The following is a 20,258-nucleotide window of genomic DNA, read 5'->3' on the forward strand; positions in this document are numbered from 1 at the left end:
ATAGAAAATATTCTTTTTCGACATTTTCTGATATCTTTTTTTAAATCTTCATAGAAATTATATTACTGTTTTACAGGCAAAAAAGAGAGTACATGTCAGGAATACATGTACTCTCCTGAGAAAAACTATATACTATTTTTCAATAGAATATTATTGTTTTCCTTCAATGTAAGCCCACTTGTAAGAAACATCAGCTCCGAATAAGTGATGAGCTAAACCTTTAACATAAGGCTTTTGAAGGCCAGTTACACCACGTTGGTAAAGTGGAGAGATTGCTTGATCTTCGAATAATACTTTCTCAGCTTCAAGCATTGTTTCCCAACGCTTCTTCTCATCAGTTTCTTTCTTAGCGCTTTCAATTAGCTTGTCATACTCAGGGTTAGAGTAAGCCATTTGGTTATGCGGTCCATCTGTAATAAACATGTCGAGGAACGTCATAGGATCTTGATAGTCAGGACCCCAACCAGCATATGAGAAGTCATACTCACCTTTAGACTCAAGTTCAAGCTTTTGCTTAAATGGTTGTGCTTTAATAGTAACTTTGATTCCAGGTAGGTTCTTTTCAAGTTGGTTCTTGAAGAACTCACCCATTTTCTTAGCGCCATCAGAATCATAGTTCAATAGTTGAAGTTCTACAGAATCTTTACCAAGTTCTTTTAGACCAGCAGCCCAAAGTTCTTTAGCTTTTTCAAGGTTATACTCACCAAAGTTACCATTTGTTTTACGGTAGTCTTCACCGTCTGGACCAGGCGTGAAATCACCAGGTACTAGGTAGTATGCAGGTGTAGAACCGTTGTTAAGAAGTACGTCTACCATAGATTGCTTGTCATAAGCCATGTCGATTGCTTTACGGATGTTAGCGTTCTTAAGAGCTTCTGATTTTTGGTTTAAACGTAAGAAGAATACTGAAGATTCTCCACGAGTATAAAGATCTTCATGATCTTTGTACTGATCAACAAATTCCATGCTTAGACCAGTGATATCTGTTTGACCAGTTTCATAAAGGTTAACGCTTGTTGCAACGTCTTTAACGATTTTAACGTTAATTTCGTCTAATTTTACGTTATCTTTATCCCAGTAGTTATCGTTTTTCTTGTATTGCCATCCTTCGTTGTGTTTCCACTCGTTTAGTACGAAAGGACCGTTGTATAATAGAGTGTTAGCTTCTAAAGCGTACTTGTCGCTTTGAGATTTAACAAACTCTTCTTTTTGCGGATAGAAAGTTGCGAATCCAGTAAGTCCTAAGAAATAAGGAGCTGGAGCTTCAAGAGTTACTTCAAGAGTTGTGTCGTCAACAGCCTTAACACCTAGCTCTTCTACTTTACCGAATAATGGGTCACCATCAGTTTGAATCGCGTTAGCGTTCTTTACAGGTCCCATGATGTAAGCATACTCAGAAAGTGTATCTGGATGTAATGCTTTTTGCCAAGAGTATACGAAATCTTTCGCTACTACTTGAGATCCATCGCTCCATTTAGCGTTTGGATTTAACTTGAATGTGTAAACAGTTCCATCTTCGTTAACTGTGTGACTTTCAGCAACACCTGGAGTCGGCTTGTTGTCTTTATCAAGACGGTACAAACCTTCCATAACGTTGTTCAATACTTCGAAAGAAACAGAGTCTGTTGCTTGTGAAGAATCCATTGAAGGAATTTCTTCCCCATCAAGGATGTTAAGTACTTGCGGCTCACTTGGTGCAGCTGCTTTTGGATCATCTTTGTCTTTGTCCTTACCGTCGCCAGCATTTTTGTCTCCGCCACTACAAGCAGCTAAGAACATGCTCAATGCTAGAACCAAAGTAAGTAGTAATGACCATTTTGACTTCTTCATGTGTTGACCTCCCTTTTTATCCTGTTAATTTGTTAGCAGATAAAAGCATCAAGAATTATCAGATATTTTCATCTACAAGTTCGATTATACAAGTTTTCAAACAATTGTGCATTTATTTTTTTTAAGAGTTTTACAAAAAGCCCATTATATTTACTTTTCCTTAACAAAAAATAGGTACAAAGACTCATTCCTGGAGGGTGATTATTTTCTGATAATTCTACAATTTTTACCAAAATTATGTGTAAACTAGCATGAATATTACATTCTCGATTTTTTGTGATGATAGAACATGAGTTAAATGAGAAGATAATTCGTCAATTTTATATTTCATTTGTTACAATGGGAGTATAGTCTGACGGTATAATGCAAATTATGTGGTACATTTTTAAATGTTTATGGTGTAATTTTTACTAGATGGAGGCAAGATTGATGAACGTAACTTTAAGAAGGATTCTGATTATATCAGCATTCCCTATCTTTATAGCATTAGGAGCTGCTTTATTCTCTACCGGACCTTTTACCCTTGAAAAATACATAAACACGCTTTTTTATTTTTCAATCTCGATCGCACTTATTGGGATCGCATTATATGTAGTGAAAGGTGGTTTTTTTGATTTCTTTACATATAGTGTCAAAAGAGTTTCTAAAGTTCTTTCAAGAGCCCCAGAAATTGATGAACAAATTTCTTTTAAAACGAACTTTCATTTGTCAGAGCGTGTAAATGTTTCATATATGCAAGCGTTTCTTTACAGCAGCCTTATGTTGACTTTACTTTCAGTTGCCGTTGCATATCTTTTATAATTTGTGTATACTACTAAAAAATAAATGATACATGCGATGATAAAGAAGAGTACATGGTGTGATACTTTCAGAGAGTCTGTGGTTGGTGCAAACAGGCAGTGGATCATGATGGAATGGGCTTTTGAGCATTCTGACCGAACCTTATAAGTAGGCTCAGACGTGTAGATGTCCGCACGATATAAATGGACAGCGTATCGGATATTCCTGTACGTTTTGAGTGATTTTCATTATATTTGAGAATTATAAGGGTGGCACCGCGGTCCATTCGTCCCTTGCATAAGGCGACGAGTGGGCCTTTTTATATTGATTTTAAAAATAAAGGAGAGATGAATCATGTCTGTAATCTTTTCAGGCATACAGCCGAGTGGAAATTTAACAATCGGTAACTATATTGGAGCTATGAGACATTTTGTCGAGCTTCAACATGAACATGAATGCTACTTTTGCGTAGTAAATCAGCACGCGATTACGGTAGCACAAGATCCAGTTGCTCTAAAAAAGAACAGCAGAAATTTAGCGGCCCTTTACTTAGCAGCTGGAATTGATCCTGATAAGTCCACAATATTCATTCAATCAGATGTTCCAGCGCACACGAAAATGGGATGGATGCTTCAGTGTGTAACGTACATCGGAGAATTAGAGCGTATGACACAGTTTAAGGACAAATCTACAGGTAAAGAAGCTGTTTCTGCAGGATTGTTAACATATCCCCCACTGATGGCAGCAGATATTCTTCTTTACAATACTGGAATCGTGCCTGTAGGAGATGATCAGAAGCAGCATCTTGAACTTACGCGGGATATTGCAGAGCGCTTTAATAAGAAGTACCGCGATATTTTTGTAATCCCAGAGCCAAGAATCGCTTCTGAAGGGGCTAGAATCATGTCCCTTGTTGATCCAGAGAAAAAGATGAGTAAGTCAGATCCGAATCAAAATTCGTTTATCTCTATGCTCGATGATGAATCTGTGATTTTAAAGAAAATTAAGCGTGCTACAACGGATTCAGATGGTGTAGTTGCTTATGATAAAGAAAACAAACCGGGAATTTCTAATTTGCTGACGATCTATTCTCAACTAACTGGAGAAAGTATTTCTTCACTTGTTGAAAAATACGAAGGCAAAGGATATGGAGACTTTAAACAAGGTGTTGCAAAAGCTGTAATCAATGCGCTAAAACCGATTCAAGAACGTTACAAAGAATATGTTGAGTCTTCTGAATTAGATGACATTCTTGATAAAGGTGCCGAGAAAGCAAACTTTGTAGCGAATAAGACGTTGAATAAAGCGGAACGTGCGATGGGGTTAGCTCGTAAAAGAATTTAATAGCTGATTCTGAGTTTTTTATTTTCCTAATTACCAAAAGCCAATGGGGCAGATCATTTTGATTCTCCACTGGCTTTTTTTAGATTTTTTGTTGGACAGCGCTCATAAACTTCGGGAATCGCTCATAAACTTCGGGAATCGCTCATAAACTTCGGGAATCGCTCATAAACTTCGGGAATCGCTCATAAACTTCGGGAATCGCTCATAAACTTCGGGAATCGCTCATAAACTTCGGGAATCGCTCATAAACTTCGGGAATCGCTCATAAACTTCGGGAATCGCTCGTTCAGCGAGCATAAATGCCGCTGAACGAGCGCAAATCATCCTGAACAATTAAATGAACTGTTCGCCAGCAGAACCTACTCACCAAAAACCATAAAAAGCTGACTCCCACATGGAGCCAGCTTCTTTAAGTTCTATTAATTCACTTGAGTTCCGTTTTCAAGTTCCCATATCTTTTCGAAATAAGGTTGTCCTTTTACTAACCGTTCACACATATCCATATGCTTCTTGGACCAACCGCTTTTTAATTCACAATACAGTGCGTCCCATGCTTCGTCAAAATCCATTCTCTGAATTCTTCCGTATTGCTCAGGCATCCACTCTGTGCACCAATATCTCATCTCAGCAACATTTTTTGTCGAATGCAGTTGATCTAGTGTCATAAGAGAAGCTGCTTTAACTGTCTTTCTTTACGCGTTAATCCCCTCATGCTGTCAGGGTTTGGAGAAAGAATGTGATATTCCTTGCTCATCTGCTTTTCACTAAACGTATATACCGTTGTTTCTGTCTGCTCTGCCATTTCGAAGACTAGCTGTTCTTGTCGTGGGATGAGTCTGCTCTTACGGATTGGTATTCTATATCCCATTGTATCAACGATGAGAGATTTCTTTTCATCCGTAATAATAAAGCAGTGTTCTAGCTGTACGCGCTGGTTGTTCTTTCTGACATAAGCTTTCTGATGTACTTCTTCAAGAAGTGCATCTGGAAGGTCATTTAAGTCATTTTCAATGTAGTGAAAGAGTGTGGATTCTATTTTAATAATGGGTACTTGGTCCAACAACTCAATGTAGTCGTCTTTTCGCCATTCATGGAACTCACAAACGTTATAGCCATTCTCTTCTCCTTCAAACCAGTTGACCCAAACATCACGTAAGTATAACATCTGTACCCCTCACTTTTTTACCGATTTGTATTTAAAATCAGTATAGTCAGAGGTTGTCCTTTTTATTCTAAAATAAGGTAATTTACTCGAAGTATGCAAAAACCCCGCTTTCAAAAAGAAAACGGGATTTTCCATCGTATTATTCTTCTATTTTCTTAAATACTAACGACGCATTGTGCCCGCCAAATCAAGCGAGTTGCTCAGTACGGCTTTCACTTCTGCATTTCTAGCTGTATTCGGAACATAGTCGAGATCACACTCTTCATCAGGTGTTTCATAGTTAATGGTTGGCGGCAGAATATTCTCTTGAATGGCTTTAACAGAGAAAATGGCTTCGATTCCACCAGCAGCACCTAGCAAATGGCCTGTCATGGACTTTGTCGAACTAACAGGAATATTGTAAGCATGCTCATTAAACACAGCTTTAATCGCAGCTGTTTCGAATTTATCGTTAAAATCAGTACTCGTACCGTGTGCGTTAATATACGAAATGTCTTCTGGTGTTAGTCCGCTGTCTTCAACTGCCTGTCTCATCGCACGTGCACCGCCTTCTCCACCAGGAGCCGGCTGTGTAATATGATGAGCATCACCAGTCGCACCATACCCTACGATTTCTGCGTAAATTTTTGCACCGCGTTTTTTGGCAAATTCGTATTCTTCAAGAACAAGAATTCCAGCACCTTCCCCAATGATAAAACCACTTCTGTTTTTATCAAACGGACGGCTTGCTGTATTTGGATCTGGATTAGTAGATAATGCGCCTGCTTGGCAGAAACCAGCTAGAGCCATATCTGTAATAGGTGCTTCTGTTCCACCGGTCACCATAACATCTGCATCTCCGCGCTGAATGACCTTGAATGCATCACCAATTGAGTTCGCACCAGATGCACAAGCGGTTACTGTACATGAGTTCATCCCTTTTGCACCAATTGTGATTGAAACTTGGCCTGAAGCCATGTCTGGAATCATCATCGGTACGAAGAATGGACTTACACGTCTTACCCCTTTTGCTTCAAAAATACGAAACTGTTCTTCATGTGTATCCATACCACCAATACCAGAACCGATCCAAACACCTACGCGTGGAGCGATTTCTTCCGTGATATCTAAATTTGCATCTTTAACAGCCATAATGGATGCTGCAACAGCAAATTGTGTGAAGCGATCCATTCGGCGTGCGTCTCTTTTATCCATAAAGTCTTCTGGATTAAATTCAGTAGCTTCAGCAGCTACTTTTACCGGAAACTTTTCTGCATCTCTTCTTGTAAGCGGACCTACCCCGCTTTGACCTTCAACAATCTTTTTCCATGTTTCTTCTACACTGTTTCCAAGAGGAGTTACGGCTCCCATGCCTGTTACGACTACTCTTTTTTCATTGTAAAACCAACTCTCCTTTGTACATCATTGTTAGAAAAGAGCTTACCTTCCCCAGCGAAGCGCAACAGCACCCCAGGTTAGTCCGCCACCGAATCCAACAAGTACGATTGTATGATCTTCTTTTATTCTACCATCTTTTAATGCTTCTTTTAATGCCATTGGAATGGATGCAGATGACGTGTTGCCAAAGCGATCAATCGTCATGACCATTTTTTCTTTCGGAAGTTCTAATCTTTCTCTTGATGCTTCCATGATTCTGATGTTTGCTTGATGAGGTATCAAAAAGTCAACATCTTCTTTCGAAAGTCCTGCTTTGTGAACTACATTTAGTGATGACTCACCCATTTGTCGAACAGCAAATTTGAAAACTTCGCGTCCGTTCATATGAATAAATTCATTTTGATAAAGATGTTTTGCACCCGTTCCGTCAGACCCAAGCTCAAATGAAAGAATTCCTCTTCCTTCACTCACCTTAGATAGAACCGCTGCACCTGCTCCATCACCAAAAAGAACAGCTGTGTTACGATCTTTCCAGTCTGTAATCTTTGAGAGCTTTTCAGCACCAACGACTAAAACATTTTTATATGTTCCCGTTTCAATAAACTGCTTTCCTACGACCAAACCGTAAATAAAACCTGCACACGCAGCACTTACGTCCATTCCTACTGCGTTCTTTGCACCTAAGGACTCTTGCAGCTGACATGCTACTGATGGAAAAGGATTATCAGGAGTAACGGTTGCTACAACGATCAGATCGATTTCCTCTGCAGAGATACCGGCATCTTTTATTGCTTCTTCAGCTGCAAATCGTGCCATATGAGATGTTGTCATTGATTCTTCTGCAATTCTACGTTCTACGATTCCTGTCCGAGTTCTGATCCACTCGTCATTAGTATCTACCATTTTTTCCAGGTCGGAGTTCGCTAGAATTTTTTCCGGGATATAGCTGCCCATCCCTATGATTCCTGCATTCATAACATTACCCCTTTGGCTTTAAGTTTTAAAAAGTTTATATCAAATATTATGACCTGGTACTAATTTTATGTTATCTATAAGTATTTGTCTAGTTAAAGTTCTTTTCTTTCACCAATACAGGGCTTAGGGCATATCCTGTATGGAAGAAAAATGTAAGTTTAGTGAAATTGATATTAGGAGTGGTTCACATGCACAACTCTCAGCATCAACATCAACCAATGTATCCTCCACAGTTTCCTGGACGCTTCCCGATGGGCCAAAATCAGCACCAGCATATGCAGCAAGGTTTCCCACCTCCACAACATTTTGGTGGCCCTGGATTCAGAGGCATGCCTGTACCTTTTCAACAACCAATGCCTCGCCCATTTTTACATTCTTTCAGAACGCAGGAAGGCTCACTGGATTATAATAAAATTTTCGCCGTTATCGATCAATCCGTTAAAGTCGCCCAACAGATATCACCTATCTTCTCTGCGTTTAAGAAGAAGTAAAAAAGCCAACCCGACACGGGGTGGCTTTTTCTTATGTTTACTTATTCTCTTCTTTACCAAGTTCGTAAGCGTCGTTCATCACATTCATCAAAAGTTGAAGCATTGGCTGAACATCTTCCATACCTAGCTCAATTCCTTTTTTCTCAAGAAATGCCTGTGCGTCAGGCAGATGAGACATGGCGATCTGCATAAATTTCATGTTGCGTTCTGTATCCATCTTACAAGTTCCTCCCTTACATTATGTACACGGTTTTTAACCCGCTTTCTATTATAAAGAAAAATGTGCGGTGGATAAACGTTTTATGAGTAAATTTCAATCAAGATGCAGATCTTTATTTGTTAAGTAGTATTTTATTCGCATCATAATATTTTCTGTTTTATTAAGTAAGCAAAACAGGTGCATTTTTGTTCTTAAAACAGGGCTTCACTTATACTGACAGGGGTATCCGGACAATTAATTCAAGAAGTTTCCGGAATTATCCTAGAAATTTTAGACGTATTCCGGCGAGTTTTGGTCATTTATCGGCGAGTCGACATACCTCGACAATGATTCCCCAACAATATACCCTCAACCTCAAAAAACAGTCAATTCACGCATTATAGCCCCACAACATAAATAAAGGTGCTCCCGAAAAACTTCAGGATCACCTTTACAGCTAAATTTCTTTTGAATTAGGTTTTGTTTTCTTATTTCTGAAATGCATGATCTGCTTCATGATGCCATCTTTTATTTTTGTCTTTGCTCGAAATCCGAGTTCAGCTTCAGCTTTTTCTCCTTTTATCCTCATTTTTCGTTTTTCTTTAAAGGATAATTTATCTGCTTTTAATTCGTTTAAACCTTCTAGCCACTGGTTTGGGTTGCCGCTTGAAATGTTATAGATCTCATTCTTCGCTGAAGACTTGCCGGCTAAGAAAAGTGCCTCAGCTGCATCGTCAACGAAAAGCACGTCTTCAGTAATCGAATCTTTTGAAATGGACTCACTTCTTTGCTGATCTTGATCTTCTATTGAGATCACTTGTTGGTAAGTATGATGCTCTGGCTGCCCTGGTCCATATACTGTAGGTAACCGCATAATGACAAAAGGAAAATCGTACTGTTCTGCTAACTGTTTCACCATATTTTCTTCTGTAAGCTTAATAAGTCCAAACAAAGTCTCAGGATTTTTAGGTGAACTCTCTAGAACATCACCTTGCCTTTTACCGTATACATCATAAGATGATACGTATACGAGTTTTGTTTGACTGTTGGCAAAAGAAGCCACTTTTTTAATACAGAAACATGCCTTTGTACCTCATCCTCTATATTTGCCCACGGTGCCGTAGGTTTTACAGAACATGCCAGATGAAAGATCACATCACACCCGTTAGTGTGAGGTTGAAGGTCGGCTTCATTAATATCAAAAGGAAGGTATTGAAATCCAGCATGGCGTGCGATATAGTCAATCCGCTCTGGAGAAGCTGCCATATCTATTCCGACTACATCAACTTCTTCATCCAATAAACGGCTGCACAAATGATAACCGATAAAACCTGCCGCTCCTGTTACAAATGCCTTTTTCATGTAAGAGCCTCCAGTTCCATTTTTCTCCTCTTACTATCCTATGGGGAACTTACTAAGAATACGATACTTTTTTACACACAAAAACCTCATTGATTACTTCTTTACAATGAGGTTCATAACACTTTTTCATGATCTTTGAAGAATTCTTGAAAGGCCCTGGCCGGATTGAATGTAGCTTCAGGTACATGAATGGAAAGGGAAATCGGTGCTTGAATATCCTGTCTTCTTTTCTCATACGGTCTGCTGTGTTCTTTGAAATTAAAAGCTACACCTCTTGCGGCATGCCATATTCGAACGGGAGTTTTCGCTTTAAGCTCTTTTAGAGAAGGAAGACTGTCAATAAGAAATTCTACGTCATCTTCCTGTGCTTGATAAGCACCACTTATTTCTCTGATCAGCCTTTTGAAGAATAAACGGTTTTGTCTTTCATGGTTAAAATGCTGTTTTAAATCCATACAAGGGTTAATAAACAGAGCGGAACGAATTTGCTTTTCCATATCCTCCATTAGCCGCAGCGCAACGAGTGAACCCATCCCCTCCGCGATCAAATGTATATTTGGATTTAAGATCTCATGCTTCATGACATAGTGGTATAGTCTCTTTGCAAGTATTACCGATGCTGGACTGCCCCAATGTCTTCCATATAAGTTAGAATAAAAGATGGTATATCCTTGATTTTTGAGGGATTGTATGAGGTTAGCGCGTTCAGTGTTTTGTTTCCAAAGACTTGTATGTTCATCAACATAATGACTGCAGTCACCGATGATCATGACTGCGAAACCATTCGGCCGCTTTGGTAGATGTATAATATTCCATTGATTGTCAATTTGGAAAGTGCGTTTATCGATACTCACATTTCTCCCTCGCATTAGCTTTTCTTAACTAATGTATGCAGGGGAAAATTTTTAGCTAAAGTTATCTGCCTAAGTTTTATGAATTGAGCTCTTTTTTAAGTTGTTCTAACGTTTCTTTTCCTTGTTCAGTCAAGTTCTTTTCATCTTGCTCTTCCAACGCCTTTAATTCCTCCCACTTTTGCTCCATTTTTTTACCTCCCTAAATTTTCACACGAAAGTGTTACAGAGTGTTGGTTTATGTACCTTCTTCTTTGTTTATGCTCTTTATCCTGTTAAGCTTGAACAATTTATGAAAATTTTTAACATTTATGACATTATGCTCGATAAAATACAGAAAGAATCTTTCCCTTTATCTCAACTTTTGTTACTATACAGAAGGGTAAAGAATTCGTTTACATAAAGAGGTGAATGTAGCATGCGTTATCTTTGGACATTAATTTGGTCTTTATTATTAAGTAATATGATTTTTTATGTGCTCGTTTCCATGCAAGGCGGAACATTTGATTTTCTTAAAGCTTCTATTTTCGGAGTTGTGTTTACAGTCGTTATTTCTATACTTGGTGAATTGTTGCCAGCAAAAAGCGAAGAGATATAAGATAAAAACCCGGTTTATGTCCGGGTTTTTTATTTTTGTTATGGTTTTCTTTTATACGACCACACGCGATTATGGTTCGTTGTTTCCGGAAAACGGTCACCTGCTGATAAATGAATCTGCTGAGGATCATTTACCATGCTTCCTGTCTCACCGATCTCAACATACATCCCGTTATTCGGTGCTTTTTGACCATGTTTAAAATGTTTGTTCTGCCCCATTTGATGTACCCTCCTTTCTTTTATAGGTTACCCGCGGTTGGCGTGATAACACTTGCTAAAAAAAGAAGTAATTACAACAAAAATTCCACCTAATATGCTCCATTAACTCCCGCTACAGCATGCAGCGGAAAAACACAACGATAGATCTGATAGCCCCTAACATCGTACTGAGCGTCTTGATTTCGGTTGTTTTCTTGCTGCTTCTCAACATACGGTATCGCAAAATAAACGTTCTGCTGATCGACATACTCAATAAACCCTGTATACGTTACACCGTCCATCAGCATTAATTGAACATGCTGATTTCTGTTTTTCATACATGTCTTATATATTTTTTAAACGGCGAACGTCCCATCCCTGCTGACTGTCCTCCGAAGTTTTGTGATCCTCCGAACGGATATGGTTGTGGATACATATTACCCCCTCCTTTTACCACATCCTATTCAAAGAGCAAGGACATGGTACTTGTGTCCTTAATTACTATTGTGAAGGGATTGAATAAAAAATGGAGAAAGGTACATGTGAGCTTTGCAGAAGAGAACCAGTCGAATTAACGGTTCATCATTTAATCCCAAAAGAAGAAGGCGGCCGATTTTCCGAAACCGCTAACCTTTGTATTCCTTGTCATAAACAGATTCACTTTCTTTATACTAATGCCGAACTTGCATTACTTTACGCTACTGTTGAATCTCTGAGAAATGCTCCTGAGATAAAAAATTTCTTAAGTGGTTGAGAAAACAGCCTGCCTCCGCTTTACCCCGTATGAAAAAATCCAATCGACTTAAAAGAAGGAGATGATCATATGAACGAATTAGTAGGCACTTGCGGAATCTGCGGTAAAGATTTATATTGCACAGACGGCTTTTTTCAAGGATACATAATAAATGAAACAAATATATGTTACACCTGTTTTGAGCAAAACAAAAAGGAATCTGACGAGTAAACTAAGGTCAAATTCCTTTTTAATAGCTGTTTTCGTATTCAATGTTGTTATTGAAAGTGGTTTATTTCCGTTCCAGGTGCTTCGCTTACCGCGGGGCAAGCAGTGAGCCACATTCGTACGTTTCACTTTTAAGTGTTTCACCTGCCGGCATGTCCTAGCCGAGAGTCTCCCACCTTCCACTCCGATCAACTTTTTAAAGAAGCGAATGAATTGGAAGGTTATAAGCAACAACCCTTTAGTAATGACGTATTTTAATTAAATCAGCCACCACTAACTGGTGGTATGAATGCGACTGTATCGCCATCATTAACTTGATCGGTAAGTTCTACGTATTCTTCATTAACAGCAACGAGTGCATGTTCGATTCCGTTGAGTCGTCCCACCTCATTTTGCAGCAGACTTCTGATATCCTCCACTGATACGGATGAGTTCACAGCAATTGATACTTTTTCTGTTTTTGCTTGCTGTGCTAAACTTGCAAACAATAATATGTGTACCACTATTTCTCCACTCCTTCTGGATGGCCAGCAGGATAGCTTTCTGTTCCCTTTTGATTACCAACCCACTCTTCTCCATCTGAATAATGTTCCTTTTTCCAAATCGGCACTATTTCTTTAATGCGCTCAATCGCGTACCGGCTTGCTTCAAAAGCATCTTGACGGTGAGGGTTGATACAGCGATGGTGACGGCAACATCAGATATTTGAAGTGTACCGATTCGATGAGTAATAGCAGTTGTTGCATTCGGCCATTTCTCTTGAATCTCGTCCCCAATTTTCTGAAGCTGTTTTTCTGCCATTGGTACATACGCTTCGTAATGAAGAAACTTAGTTTGTTTATCTCCAGTCATCTCTCTAACCGTTCCAATAAAAACAGAAACTGCTCCGGCATTATGATGGACCACTTGATCAATAACGTCTTGATTATTAATAGGCTCTGTGGAAATGTTAAACTGTTTCATGATCCTCTTCTCTCCTTATAGCAATTCAGGATGTATCGCAGTAAATGATCCAACCACTTTTCTTCTTCTACCCTATTAAAATGAGGGGTATCTGTGCTTTGTTGTATTTGGTTCTCATCTATAAGGGCTATAACATGGTCTGACTGATTTAAAAGGTCTTTGTCGTCTTTTTTGTCACGAAGAAGCACTACCCGTGGGTGTTGAATATTTTTGTATCCCTCTATTATAATGCAATCCATCTTTAATACAGTGTATATGGCGATCACTTGATCAATCGATAATTCTGAATCTAAAGATAAAATCGAATTTTTTGCTGATGTTACACTCGTAATATAAGCTCCCGCATTCCGGTGCCGTTCTGTATCTTTACCAAAATCGTTATGGTCCAGGCTGTCGCCGTGTCCGTGATGTTTAATAACTCCTGTTTGTATGCTATGCGCTTCTAATTCTTTGAGCAATTTCGTAATTACCGTTGTCTTTCCACTGTTTTGGTACCCGACGACTTGGAGAATAACGGGTGGTTCCACGGCCATTCACTCCCTTCTCCTTTCCATGTGAGAACGCCAACCTCACTTCCTTTTTCCCATCCTCTTGTACCGCCTGGCAGGACAATTAGACAATTCGCTTCGATGAGTGATGAAACAGAGCTTGATTTATCTAGACCAGCAGGAGTCACGTTTTTGCGATCCAAATCTTCTGTTAATGTTGCTCTAACAAATCGCGTGAAAGGATTAGGTTTAGGAAAGTCGCTTGCAAGTGTGGCTTTTGTGACAGTGCAATGCGGTTTATTCATTTTCATACCTGATAAAATAACAGGTCGGACAAACAGTTCCGCACCCACAAAGCATGCTGAAGGGTTTCCCGAAAGACCAAACAGCCATTTTCCTTTGTGCACAGCAACCGTGGTTACACTACCAGGGCGCATGGCAATCTTATTAAACAGCACTTCTGCCCCCAACTTTTCGTAGATCGCAGGAAGGTAATCGTAATCACCAACAGAGACACCGCCCGTTGTAATCACAACATCCGTTTCTTGCAGACATTCTTTTACGCTTTGATGCAGGGAATCAAAATCATCTTCTCGGTGCTGATACAACTTCACCTCAGCCCCCATCGCTCTAACCTGTGCTGCCGTCATATATGCATTGCTGTTTCTAATTTTTCCGGGTTGAAGATCTTCATGTACATCGAGAAGTTCCGTTCCTGTTGAAAGGATTCCGACTACAGGTTTTTTGAATACAAAAACACGGTGATAACCAAATGTTGCAAGAATCGCAACGATACCAGGTGTGATTTTTGTACCTGCTTCCACTAAAAGTGTCCCTTGCTTTGTATCTTCACCTTGAAAAGAGATGTTTTCATCTTTTCTTACAGATCTTTTTATTTCTATATAAGGTGTTTCTTGATCTGTTATTTCTTTTACCAGTTCGAGCATGATTACGGCGTCAGCACCATCTGGAATCTTTGCACCGGTCATGATTCGAATGGCGGTGCCACTTTCGACACTACTTGATGCTACATGCCCCGCCCCAATTGTCTCAACTACTTTTAATGTTATAGGATTGGTTTGTGACGCATTCTTCGTATCCTTAGAAAGAATAGCAAATCCATCATATGGTGAACGGTTAAAAGGAGGAACGTCATGTGTAGCGATTAAATTCTCGGCTACGATTCGGTCATCACTCTTTATAAGAGGAACTTCTTCCGTACCCCATAATCTTGAGTGAGCCATGATTTTATGTACGGCGTCAGCTACAGGAAGTGGTGTTCTTTTTGTAACAGGCAAAACATTCCCTCCTTAATTTATCAGAAAATACACACTTTTCAGTTTACTTTTAAAGCCAAGTTTGTTATTATTTTTTTAAATTACAGAAAGGATGTTGATTTTATGAAGGTTTCTTATGAATATTACCACCGTTCTGGCTATAAAGTAACCATTACCGACATCCCAGAAGAATTAAACGAACAAGGAGTTTTCTCACTCCGCATCATGCATTCCCTGCAAAAACAAATCGACGAAATTGATCATATGTATCAGCCAAAAAGAACATATCGACTTAAATTAGAAGAAACGGGGTAATGTTTACACCGTTTCTTTTTTACTTTTAACTGTTGTGTGATCCATTCTACCGCGTTTAAATAGGCAGCGCGTGAAACTTTATGACCTGATGTTTTATCGTTCATGTAAACGGAATTACTGTTTTTATTCGTTAAAGTCTCTACGTATGGTTTTGTAAACTCATAAGGTATAACCGCATCGACTTCACTATGCCAAATAAATAACGGCCTGTCGTTTAATTTTTCGATATTCATGGTAAGGTCATAATCCTTGATAAACGAAATGGACTTTTCCAGTTCATTCATAGAAAGCGGGATCTCATAACCTGCTTTTTGTATTCTTTCAATTTGCCATCTTGCAAATTTTTCATGAGCTGGTGTTCCCATAAGTGCGCATCCTGCACTAATTTTAGGGTTATTCACAAGTGATCCGTACGTAATAATTGCCCCCATCGACGTTCCACCAACGGCAATATGGTCTTCTGCAACGAGTTCGTTATCATTAGCCCATTCTATAATTGTGTTCACATCCTGAATGCCTTGATTAACAATATTCCAGAAATCATAGTCCATACTTATTGGCGGATTGGATACGATTCGTTCACCATGATGGAGAGCATCTGGTAAAATCACACGAAACCCATTTTCCGCAAGTGAATAAGCAAAATGTAAATTATGTTCTTTTGCACTTGTGTATCCGTGTATAAAAATAAAAAGCGGCAAAGATTTACCGGTATTTTCTTGCTTTTCAGCCATTAAGAAAGGAATATCCCCAACCGTTCCTTTTTGTATTGAAACCATGTGTGTATCTCCTCTTTCTCTTTTTTCCATCTTATCATGAGACATGTTTCTTTTTCATGAATGAAGACCTGTATGAATAGACTTTTTCTAAGTAAAATAATACACTTTACGTAAAGCATTCTAAAAAAGGCAGGTACTTTCGTGACACAACCATACTTAATTGCACTGGATCTTGACGGTACTTTATTGACAGATGAAAAGAAGATTCCCCGTAAGACAAAAGAAGTACTATTTGCGTTGATCGACCAAGGACACCATGTTTGTATTTCTACTGGCAGACCGTACCGCTCATCTAACATGTACTACGAAGAACTTGAATTAAAGACTCCCATTGTTAACTTTAATGGAGCATTCGTTCATCACCCGCATGACGCTGAATTTGGTATTCACCATTCTCCACTTGAACTTGATGTTGCCAAGCGGATTATTACTGCCTGCGAAACGTTTAAAGTAAAGAATATTATGGTAGAGGTTCTGGACGACGTCTATTTAAAAAGACCCGATGAAGTTATTGTGAACACATTCATTATGAATGAGAATCCTCTTCAAATTGGCGATCTGCATAAAACGCTTAAAGATGATCCAACCGCTATTTTAGTTCATCCAGAAGATCATCATATTGCAGAATTAAGAGCGATGCTTGAAAAAGAACATGCTGAAGTGGTTGATCAAAGAGTTTGGGCAGCTCCTTGGAACATTATTGAAGTTATCCGCTCAGGAATCAGTAAAGCAACAGGTCTTAAAAAAATCGCCGAATATTACAATATCCCACAAGAACGCATTATCGCTTTTGGCGACGAAGACAACGATTTTGAGATGATTGAATATGCAGGTCATGGTGTGGCTATGGGAAATGCCATCGATGAATTGAAAGAACGCGCAAATTATGTAACATTAACAAACCAAGAAGAAGGAATCGCCCATTATTTAAAAAATGTCTTGAAGTTGATTTGATTTTTTATCGAAAACCGTTGTAGTTCCTTTGTTGTTTTTGTAAGGGTTGATTTCCGTTCCAGGTGCTCGCTTTCCGCGGGGCAGGCGGTGAGCCACATTCTTAACGTTTCACTTTTAAGTGTATCACCTGCCCGCCTGTCCCGCAGGAGTCTCGCACCTTACACTCCACTCAACTTTGCTAAGAGGACTATTGGAAACTGCTCAAATAGCCACTTCTTATTAAAAAAGAAACAAATCATAAGATCTCAAGCTGAAAAAGCAGCTGGGGATTTTTGTTTTTCCATTTCTTTTTATAATGGAATGATTTTATGACTACATATTGTACTAACTACGGTAAAAACTAAACGTACGGGAGAAAAGGAGGAATTCCAATGAGCAAAAAAAGCAAATCGAAACGCACCATTAAGCAAGGCGCCGATATGGTAAGCCAAGAAACAACAATGGCTTTCAGTAAAGATGAACAAGAAGATCGTAAGCATGAAAAAGAAGAGAGAAATTCATTAGGAGGCATATAACGATGGCAAACAAATTATTTCAAATCGCTAAAAATGCCGTTCAGCAGGCTGTTGGTAAAGTGCAAAATTCAACACATGAGCTGAATAACAACATTTCAAACAAACAACATTCCGCTCATACCGAACTTTCCGGGCATGATATGGAAGTTGCACAGAATGCTCTTTCTTCTGCAATGGCTAATTCATCTGATGCAGAGCGTGCGCAACTTGCTGAATTTCAAAAGGAACTTGATGCACATTCTCATTCTGGAGCAGCAAATGCACATTCTGAACAGCTAACATCTGGTCATGCTGAATCCAGCCACTCAGACTCTGGACAGCCTCAATCTTTCTCTCAAGCGACTGGCCTAAGTTTAGAAGACGCGCAAAGCCTTATAGAAGAAAATCCAGATTCTTTAAAGTAAATAATGACGAAAGAACAGCTTTCTCTTTTAGGGAGAAAGCTGTTTTTTTGGAAAAGTTATCGCAGTTAACGTGTTTATTTTTCTTAAAACCAGCTCACTTAACTCCTCATATCCAAACTTATTAAAATGAAGCCCATCGTCAATTACGTATCTTTGAATGTTTTTTTCAACAAGGGTTTCGAACAACGGTACATAGGAGGTTCCTTCGTGCTTTGCGACCTTTTTTACAATCTGAGCGTATCTTTTCATTCTTTCATTTGTTCGAGCTTTTTGCTGTTCTTCGTAAACGGGTGCTGGACTTATTAAAATCACTTTTTCTGCACCGATCTTATTTACCATGTATGTGAGGTTTTTTTCGTATTCTTTTAAAGGAATGAGCCTGTGATCACTCGAATCGTTCGCTCCAAAAAGAATCGTCACAAAATCGGGGTGATGACGTAATACATCGTCTTGCAGTCTTACAAGAGCAGCTCTTGTCGTTTCTGCTGGTATTCCAGCATTCATGACCACCCACTCTGTTAGTTCTTGTCTTAATCGGGATGTTAATCTTAGCGAGCCATCTTTACTCTTTTCTTTTGAAGTGATGCTGTCTCCAAAACAAACAAGAGTCTTCATTCTTACTCATCTCCCTTTCGATACCTATTATTAAAGTATTCGAAAGAAATTTCCATTTATCAAACGTCAAACACTCAATAAATTTGTTATAATGTGTTATGTGAAAGAGACATCTTACGTTTTAGAGTAATTTTGGGGGCATTGTATGAAAATATATCGTGTAACAAATGAAGCTGAATCCCATATCATCGAAGAAATTGCACATTTATTCCTACAGCAGCGAACGATGGATGGTGAGCCTGAAGAACAATCCAGAACGCTTGCAGGTATTAAGATGGCACTTGATAATCCTGATAAAAGCGGGATTATTGTTGCTGAAGAAGAAAATTCTGTGATTGGTATAGCCTTTTTAATTTGGGAGTAAGTCTTCGCATCGGTGGACCTTATTTATGGTTAAACGAGCTTTATGTACACGAAGAACACCGAAACAAAGGTATCGCACGGAAACTTTTGCTTCATTTAATCTATTGGGCTGAACGAGATGGAATCAAATCCATTGAACTCGAAACAGGAATCAACAATTCTGTAACGAAGCATTTGTATAACTCACTGGATTTTCATGATATCATCTCTAAAAGATATGCATTTCACTTTTAATTCTAAAATATGAAGGAGTGTTTAAAATGGCAGTCGAATTTTCGATCCAACCCACACCAAATCCAAACGCAATCAAATTTGATGGTTCTGAGAAATTTTTAGAAGGCAGACTTTCAGCACGCGTTGGAGATGAATCAGACTCAGCTCTTGCTAGAGCGTTATTATCGATTGACGGTGTAGAATCAATTTTTGGTTTTGAGAACTTTATTACGGTTAATAAAACGAACGACAGTGACTGGAACGAACTAATGCCGGAAATTCAAAAAGCTTTGGAAGAGAATGCTTAAAATTTACTTTTACGTTTGAAACCAGCCTATAGGGCTGGTTTTCTTATTGAGACTATATTTGATAAAATGCTTCCCAAAAACTTCATTTATTTAAACGTTTGTAATGGCACTGCAAGTACATCTGTTCTTTCGCCGTCTCTCGGGCTGTAATAGAAAAGTTCCAGCATGAGTGTACCGTTTATAGGAAGATCTTCCTCTGGAATGTTGATTGTAAAAGAAAATGGCGCCCAGGTTGGTGCACCTTCACTCGCTTGCTCATGCTTCTCCACGAAAACGGTATGCCCATCTGAAACTGTGTAAGCAAAAGCTGCTTCAAAAACTCTCGCCTCTCCTGAAACCTTGTACATACCATCTTTTCCGGTAAAATGTATGTTTCGAAATGAGTTGTTCTTCACGTCACCTATTCCGGATTGTAGAGTGAGCGTTTCTTCCACTGTTAAATTTTCTGTCTTAAGAGCTCCTGGTGAGATCTTGCTTGGTGTAAAAGTCGCTTTCACTTTATAGATACCCGCTTTTCTTTCTGCTGCAGGAACTCTCCACTTCGTTTTCCATATATGGCTTGCACCTGCTTTGATCTGAACTTTCTCCTGATTCTGCTCATATTTCTTACCCTTTGAATGTCTAAACACTTCTGTGTTCGATGAATCTGCAACGGTTACATCGAACATTTTAGAACTATTGAAACTCAGAGTTACCGTGTGATTGCTTTGATTCTCAATCACTGCCAAAAAGTCTATTCCATCGTTTCTTTGCTGAATGGATAGCACAGGATTTAGCTGAGAGCTTACTTCACCAGTTTTCTTTTCTACTTTCTTTTCTTCTTTAGCGCAGGCTGAAAGAAGAGATGTTACCACAAAGATTGTTAAAAAGATTTCGAATAAGTACTTAGTCATTTGCTTCATAGAGATGATCACCTCCATTACATTTTTACCTT

General features: G+C 38.9%; 26 protein-coding genes, 4 pseudogenes and 1 other annotated feature. Of the genes and pseudogenes, 12 read left to right on the plus strand and 18 right to left on the minus strand.

Annotated elements, in window-relative coordinates:
• Positions 1-150: 150 nt before the first annotated feature.
• Entirely contained in the window at positions 151-1,830 is a 1,680-nt protein-coding gene (locus ACEWFH_RS14330) for a peptide ABC transporter substrate-binding protein (protein WP_473724523.1), read from the minus strand.
• 429 nt (positions 1,831-2,259) lie between these two features.
• Between ACEWFH_RS14330 and ACEWFH_RS14335 the strand changes: the two genes are divergently transcribed.
• A complete protein-coding gene (locus ACEWFH_RS14335) occupies positions 2,260-2,631 on the plus strand; it encodes a DUF3899 domain-containing protein (protein ID WP_473724524.1) in 372 nt (123 codons plus the stop codon).
• A 27-nt stretch (positions 2,632-2,658) separates the two neighbouring features.
• Positions 2,659-2,907 (plus strand) — a binding site (T-box leader).
• Between the two features lie 57 nt (positions 2,908-2,964).
• Entirely contained in the window at positions 2,965-3,954 is a 990-nt protein-coding gene (gene trpS / locus ACEWFH_RS14340; protein WP_473724525.1) for a tryptophan--tRNA ligase, read from the plus strand.
• A 419-nt stretch (positions 3,955-4,373) separates the two neighbouring features.
• On the opposite strand, the pseudogene ACEWFH_RS14345 reads toward trpS, so the two are convergent.
• From ACEWFH_RS14345 to ACEWFH_RS14355, 3 genes and pseudogenes are all read right to left on the minus strand, one after another.
• Positions 4,374-5,119: pseudogene (locus ACEWFH_RS14345) on the minus strand (DUF3603 family protein).
• Between the two features lie 139 nt (positions 5,120-5,258).
• Positions 5,259-6,469 (minus strand): annotated as a pseudogene (gene fabF / locus ACEWFH_RS14350) (beta-ketoacyl-ACP synthase II).
• A 69-nt stretch (positions 6,470-6,538) separates the two neighbouring features.
• Positions 6,539-7,471, minus strand: a complete 933-nt coding sequence (locus ACEWFH_RS14355; RefSeq protein WP_473724526.1) for a beta-ketoacyl-ACP synthase III — start codon at positions 7,469-7,471, stop codon at positions 6,539-6,541.
• Positions 7,472-7,659: 188 nt separating this feature from the next.
• On the opposite strand from ACEWFH_RS14355, the gene ACEWFH_RS14360 reads away from it, so the two are divergent.
• Positions 7,660-7,962, plus strand: a complete 303-nt coding sequence (locus tag ACEWFH_RS14360; RefSeq protein WP_473724527.1) for a YppG family protein — start codon at positions 7,660-7,662, stop codon at positions 7,960-7,962.
• A 37-nt stretch (positions 7,963-7,999) separates the two neighbouring features.
• Here ACEWFH_RS14360 and ACEWFH_RS14365 read toward each other — a convergent pair whose 3' ends face one another.
• The 4 genes from ACEWFH_RS14365 to ACEWFH_RS14380 all read right to left on the minus strand — a co-directional run bounded on the left by ACEWFH_RS14365 (position 8,000) and on the right by ACEWFH_RS14380 (position 10,377).
• Positions 8,000-8,179 carry a ComZ family protein gene (locus ACEWFH_RS14365; RefSeq protein ID WP_473724528.1) on the minus strand — a complete coding sequence of 60 codons (180 nt, stop codon included), beginning with the start codon at positions 8,177-8,179 and terminating at the stop codon, positions 8,000-8,002.
• A 439-nt stretch (positions 8,180-8,618) separates the two neighbouring features.
• Positions 8,619-9,224 (minus strand): NAD-dependent epimerase/dehydratase family protein, encoded by a 606-nt coding sequence (locus ACEWFH_RS14370; protein WP_473724529.1) that lies wholly within the window; start codon positions 9,222-9,224, stop codon positions 8,619-8,621.
• A complete protein-coding gene (locus ACEWFH_RS14375) occupies positions 9,140-9,523 on the minus strand; it encodes an NAD-dependent epimerase/dehydratase family protein (RefSeq protein ID WP_473724530.1) in 384 nt (127 codons plus the stop codon). Before ACEWFH_RS14375 ends, ACEWFH_RS14370 begins: the two co-directional genes overlap by 85 nt.
• Positions 9,524-9,636: 113 nt before the next feature.
• Entirely contained in the window at positions 9,637-10,377 is a 741-nt protein-coding gene (locus ACEWFH_RS14380; protein WP_473724531.1) for an alpha/beta hydrolase, read from the minus strand.
• Positions 10,378-10,792: 415 nt separating this feature from the next.
• On the opposite strand from ACEWFH_RS14380, the gene ACEWFH_RS14385 reads away from it, so the two are divergent.
• Entirely contained in the window at positions 10,793-10,972 is a 180-nt protein-coding gene (locus ACEWFH_RS14385) for a YjzD family protein (RefSeq protein ID WP_473724532.1), read from the plus strand.
• 38 nt (positions 10,973-11,010) lie between these two features.
• Here ACEWFH_RS14385 and ACEWFH_RS14390 read toward each other — a convergent pair whose 3' ends face one another.
• Positions 11,011-11,190: a YjzC family protein gene (locus ACEWFH_RS14390; RefSeq protein ID WP_289495922.1), complete on the minus strand. Its 180-nt coding sequence runs from the start codon at positions 11,188-11,190 to the stop codon at positions 11,011-11,013.
• An 89-nt stretch (positions 11,191-11,279) separates the two neighbouring features.
• On the minus strand, positions 11,280-11,507 hold the full coding sequence (locus ACEWFH_RS14395) for a hypothetical protein (protein ID WP_473724533.1): 228 nt from the start codon (positions 11,505-11,507) through the stop codon (positions 11,280-11,282).
• 188 nt (positions 11,508-11,695) lie between these two features.
• Here ACEWFH_RS14395 and ACEWFH_RS14400 point away from each other — a divergent pair.
• A pseudogene (locus ACEWFH_RS14400) lies at positions 11,696-11,988 on the plus strand (HNH endonuclease).
• Positions 11,989-12,034: 46 nt separating this feature from the next.
• Here the strand turns inward: ACEWFH_RS14400 and ACEWFH_RS14405 are convergent.
• The 5 genes and pseudogenes from ACEWFH_RS14405 to ACEWFH_RS14425 form a co-directional block, all read right to left on the minus strand.
• Complete coding sequence (locus tag ACEWFH_RS14405) at positions 12,035-12,274, minus strand: hypothetical protein (protein WP_473724534.1); 240 nt, start codon at positions 12,272-12,274, stop codon at positions 12,035-12,037.
• A 119-nt stretch (positions 12,275-12,393) separates the two neighbouring features.
• Positions 12,394-12,633, minus strand: coding sequence for a molybdopterin converting factor subunit 1 (gene moaD, locus ACEWFH_RS14410; RefSeq protein ID WP_473724535.1), 240 nt, complete (start codon positions 12,631-12,633; stop codon positions 12,394-12,396).
• Positions 12,633-13,093: pseudogene (locus tag ACEWFH_RS14415) on the minus strand (molybdenum cofactor biosynthesis protein MoaE). The gene moaD and the pseudogene ACEWFH_RS14415 overlap by 1 nt, the downstream one beginning before the upstream one ends.
• The gene (mobB, locus tag ACEWFH_RS14420; protein ID WP_473724536.1) at positions 13,090-13,620 is read right to left on the minus strand and encodes a molybdopterin-guanine dinucleotide biosynthesis protein B; all 531 of its coding nucleotides are present in this window, start codon (positions 13,618-13,620) and stop codon (positions 13,090-13,092) included. Before mobB ends, ACEWFH_RS14415 begins: the two are co-directional and overlap by 4 nt.
• The gene (locus tag ACEWFH_RS14425) at positions 13,560-14,879 is read right to left on the minus strand and encodes a molybdopterin molybdotransferase MoeA (protein WP_473724537.1); all 1,320 of its coding nucleotides are present in this window, start codon (positions 14,877-14,879) and stop codon (positions 13,560-13,562) included. Before ACEWFH_RS14425 ends, mobB begins: the two co-directional genes overlap by 61 nt.
• 102 nt (positions 14,880-14,981) lie before the next feature.
• Here ACEWFH_RS14425 and ACEWFH_RS14430 point away from each other — a divergent pair, with 102 nt between their 5' ends.
• The gene (locus tag ACEWFH_RS14430) at positions 14,982-15,173 is read left to right on the plus strand and encodes a hypothetical protein (RefSeq protein WP_473724538.1); all 192 of its coding nucleotides are present in this window, start codon (positions 14,982-14,984) and stop codon (positions 15,171-15,173) included.
• Here the strand turns inward: ACEWFH_RS14430 and ACEWFH_RS14435 are convergent.
• Complete coding sequence (locus tag ACEWFH_RS14435) at positions 15,128-15,952, minus strand: alpha/beta fold hydrolase (protein WP_473724539.1); 825 nt, start codon at positions 15,950-15,952, stop codon at positions 15,128-15,130. The two genes, ACEWFH_RS14430 and ACEWFH_RS14435, sit on opposite strands and share 46 nt — an antisense overlap.
• A 141-nt stretch (positions 15,953-16,093) precedes the next feature.
• Between ACEWFH_RS14435 and ACEWFH_RS14440 the strand changes: the two genes are divergently transcribed.
• The 3 genes from ACEWFH_RS14440 (at position 16,094) to ACEWFH_RS14450 (ending at position 17,825) form a co-directional block, all read left to right on the plus strand.
• A complete protein-coding gene (locus tag ACEWFH_RS14440; RefSeq protein ID WP_473724540.1) occupies positions 16,094-16,906 on the plus strand; it encodes a Cof-type HAD-IIB family hydrolase in 813 nt (270 codons plus the stop codon).
• A 371-nt stretch (positions 16,907-17,277) separates the two neighbouring features.
• Positions 17,278-17,421: a hypothetical protein gene (locus ACEWFH_RS14445; protein WP_473724541.1), complete on the plus strand. Its 144-nt coding sequence runs from the start codon at positions 17,278-17,280 to the stop codon at positions 17,419-17,421.
• A 2-nt stretch (positions 17,422-17,423) separates the two neighbouring features.
• A complete protein-coding gene (locus ACEWFH_RS14450) occupies positions 17,424-17,825 on the plus strand; it encodes a DUF3813 domain-containing protein (protein ID WP_473724542.1) in 402 nt (133 codons plus the stop codon).
• Between the two features lie 27 nt (positions 17,826-17,852).
• Here the strand turns inward: ACEWFH_RS14450 and ACEWFH_RS14455 are convergent, their stop codons facing one another.
• Entirely contained in the window at positions 17,853-18,440 is a 588-nt protein-coding gene (locus ACEWFH_RS14455; RefSeq protein WP_473724543.1) for a GDSL-type esterase/lipase family protein, read from the minus strand.
• 145 nt (positions 18,441-18,585) lie between these two features.
• Between ACEWFH_RS14455 and ACEWFH_RS14460 the strand changes: the two genes are divergently transcribed.
• From ACEWFH_RS14460 to ACEWFH_RS14470, 3 genes are read left to right on the plus strand one after another with little or no spacing between them, the layout of a single operon-like run.
• On the plus strand, positions 18,586-18,804 hold the full coding sequence (locus ACEWFH_RS14460; RefSeq protein ID WP_473724544.1) for a hypothetical protein: 219 nt from the start codon (positions 18,586-18,588) through the stop codon (positions 18,802-18,804).
• A complete protein-coding gene (locus ACEWFH_RS14465) occupies positions 18,795-19,037 on the plus strand; it encodes a GNAT family N-acetyltransferase (protein WP_473724545.1) in 243 nt (80 codons plus the stop codon). Before ACEWFH_RS14460 ends, ACEWFH_RS14465 begins: the two co-directional genes overlap by 10 nt.
• Before the next feature lie 26 nt (positions 19,038-19,063).
• Entirely contained in the window at positions 19,064-19,324 is a 261-nt protein-coding gene (locus ACEWFH_RS14470; protein WP_473724546.1) for a NifU N-terminal domain-containing protein, read from the plus strand.
• 86 nt (positions 19,325-19,410) lie between these two features.
• Here ACEWFH_RS14470 and ACEWFH_RS14475 read toward each other — a convergent pair whose 3' ends face one another.
• Positions 19,411-20,226 carry a BsuPI-related putative proteinase inhibitor gene (locus tag ACEWFH_RS14475; RefSeq protein ID WP_473724547.1) on the minus strand — a complete coding sequence of 272 codons (816 nt, stop codon included), beginning with the start codon at positions 20,224-20,226 and terminating at the stop codon, positions 19,411-19,413.
• Positions 20,227-20,258: the final 32 nt, after the last annotated feature.

The sequence above is a fragment of the Fictibacillus sp. EA-CB0309 genome, from assembly GCF_055814265.1.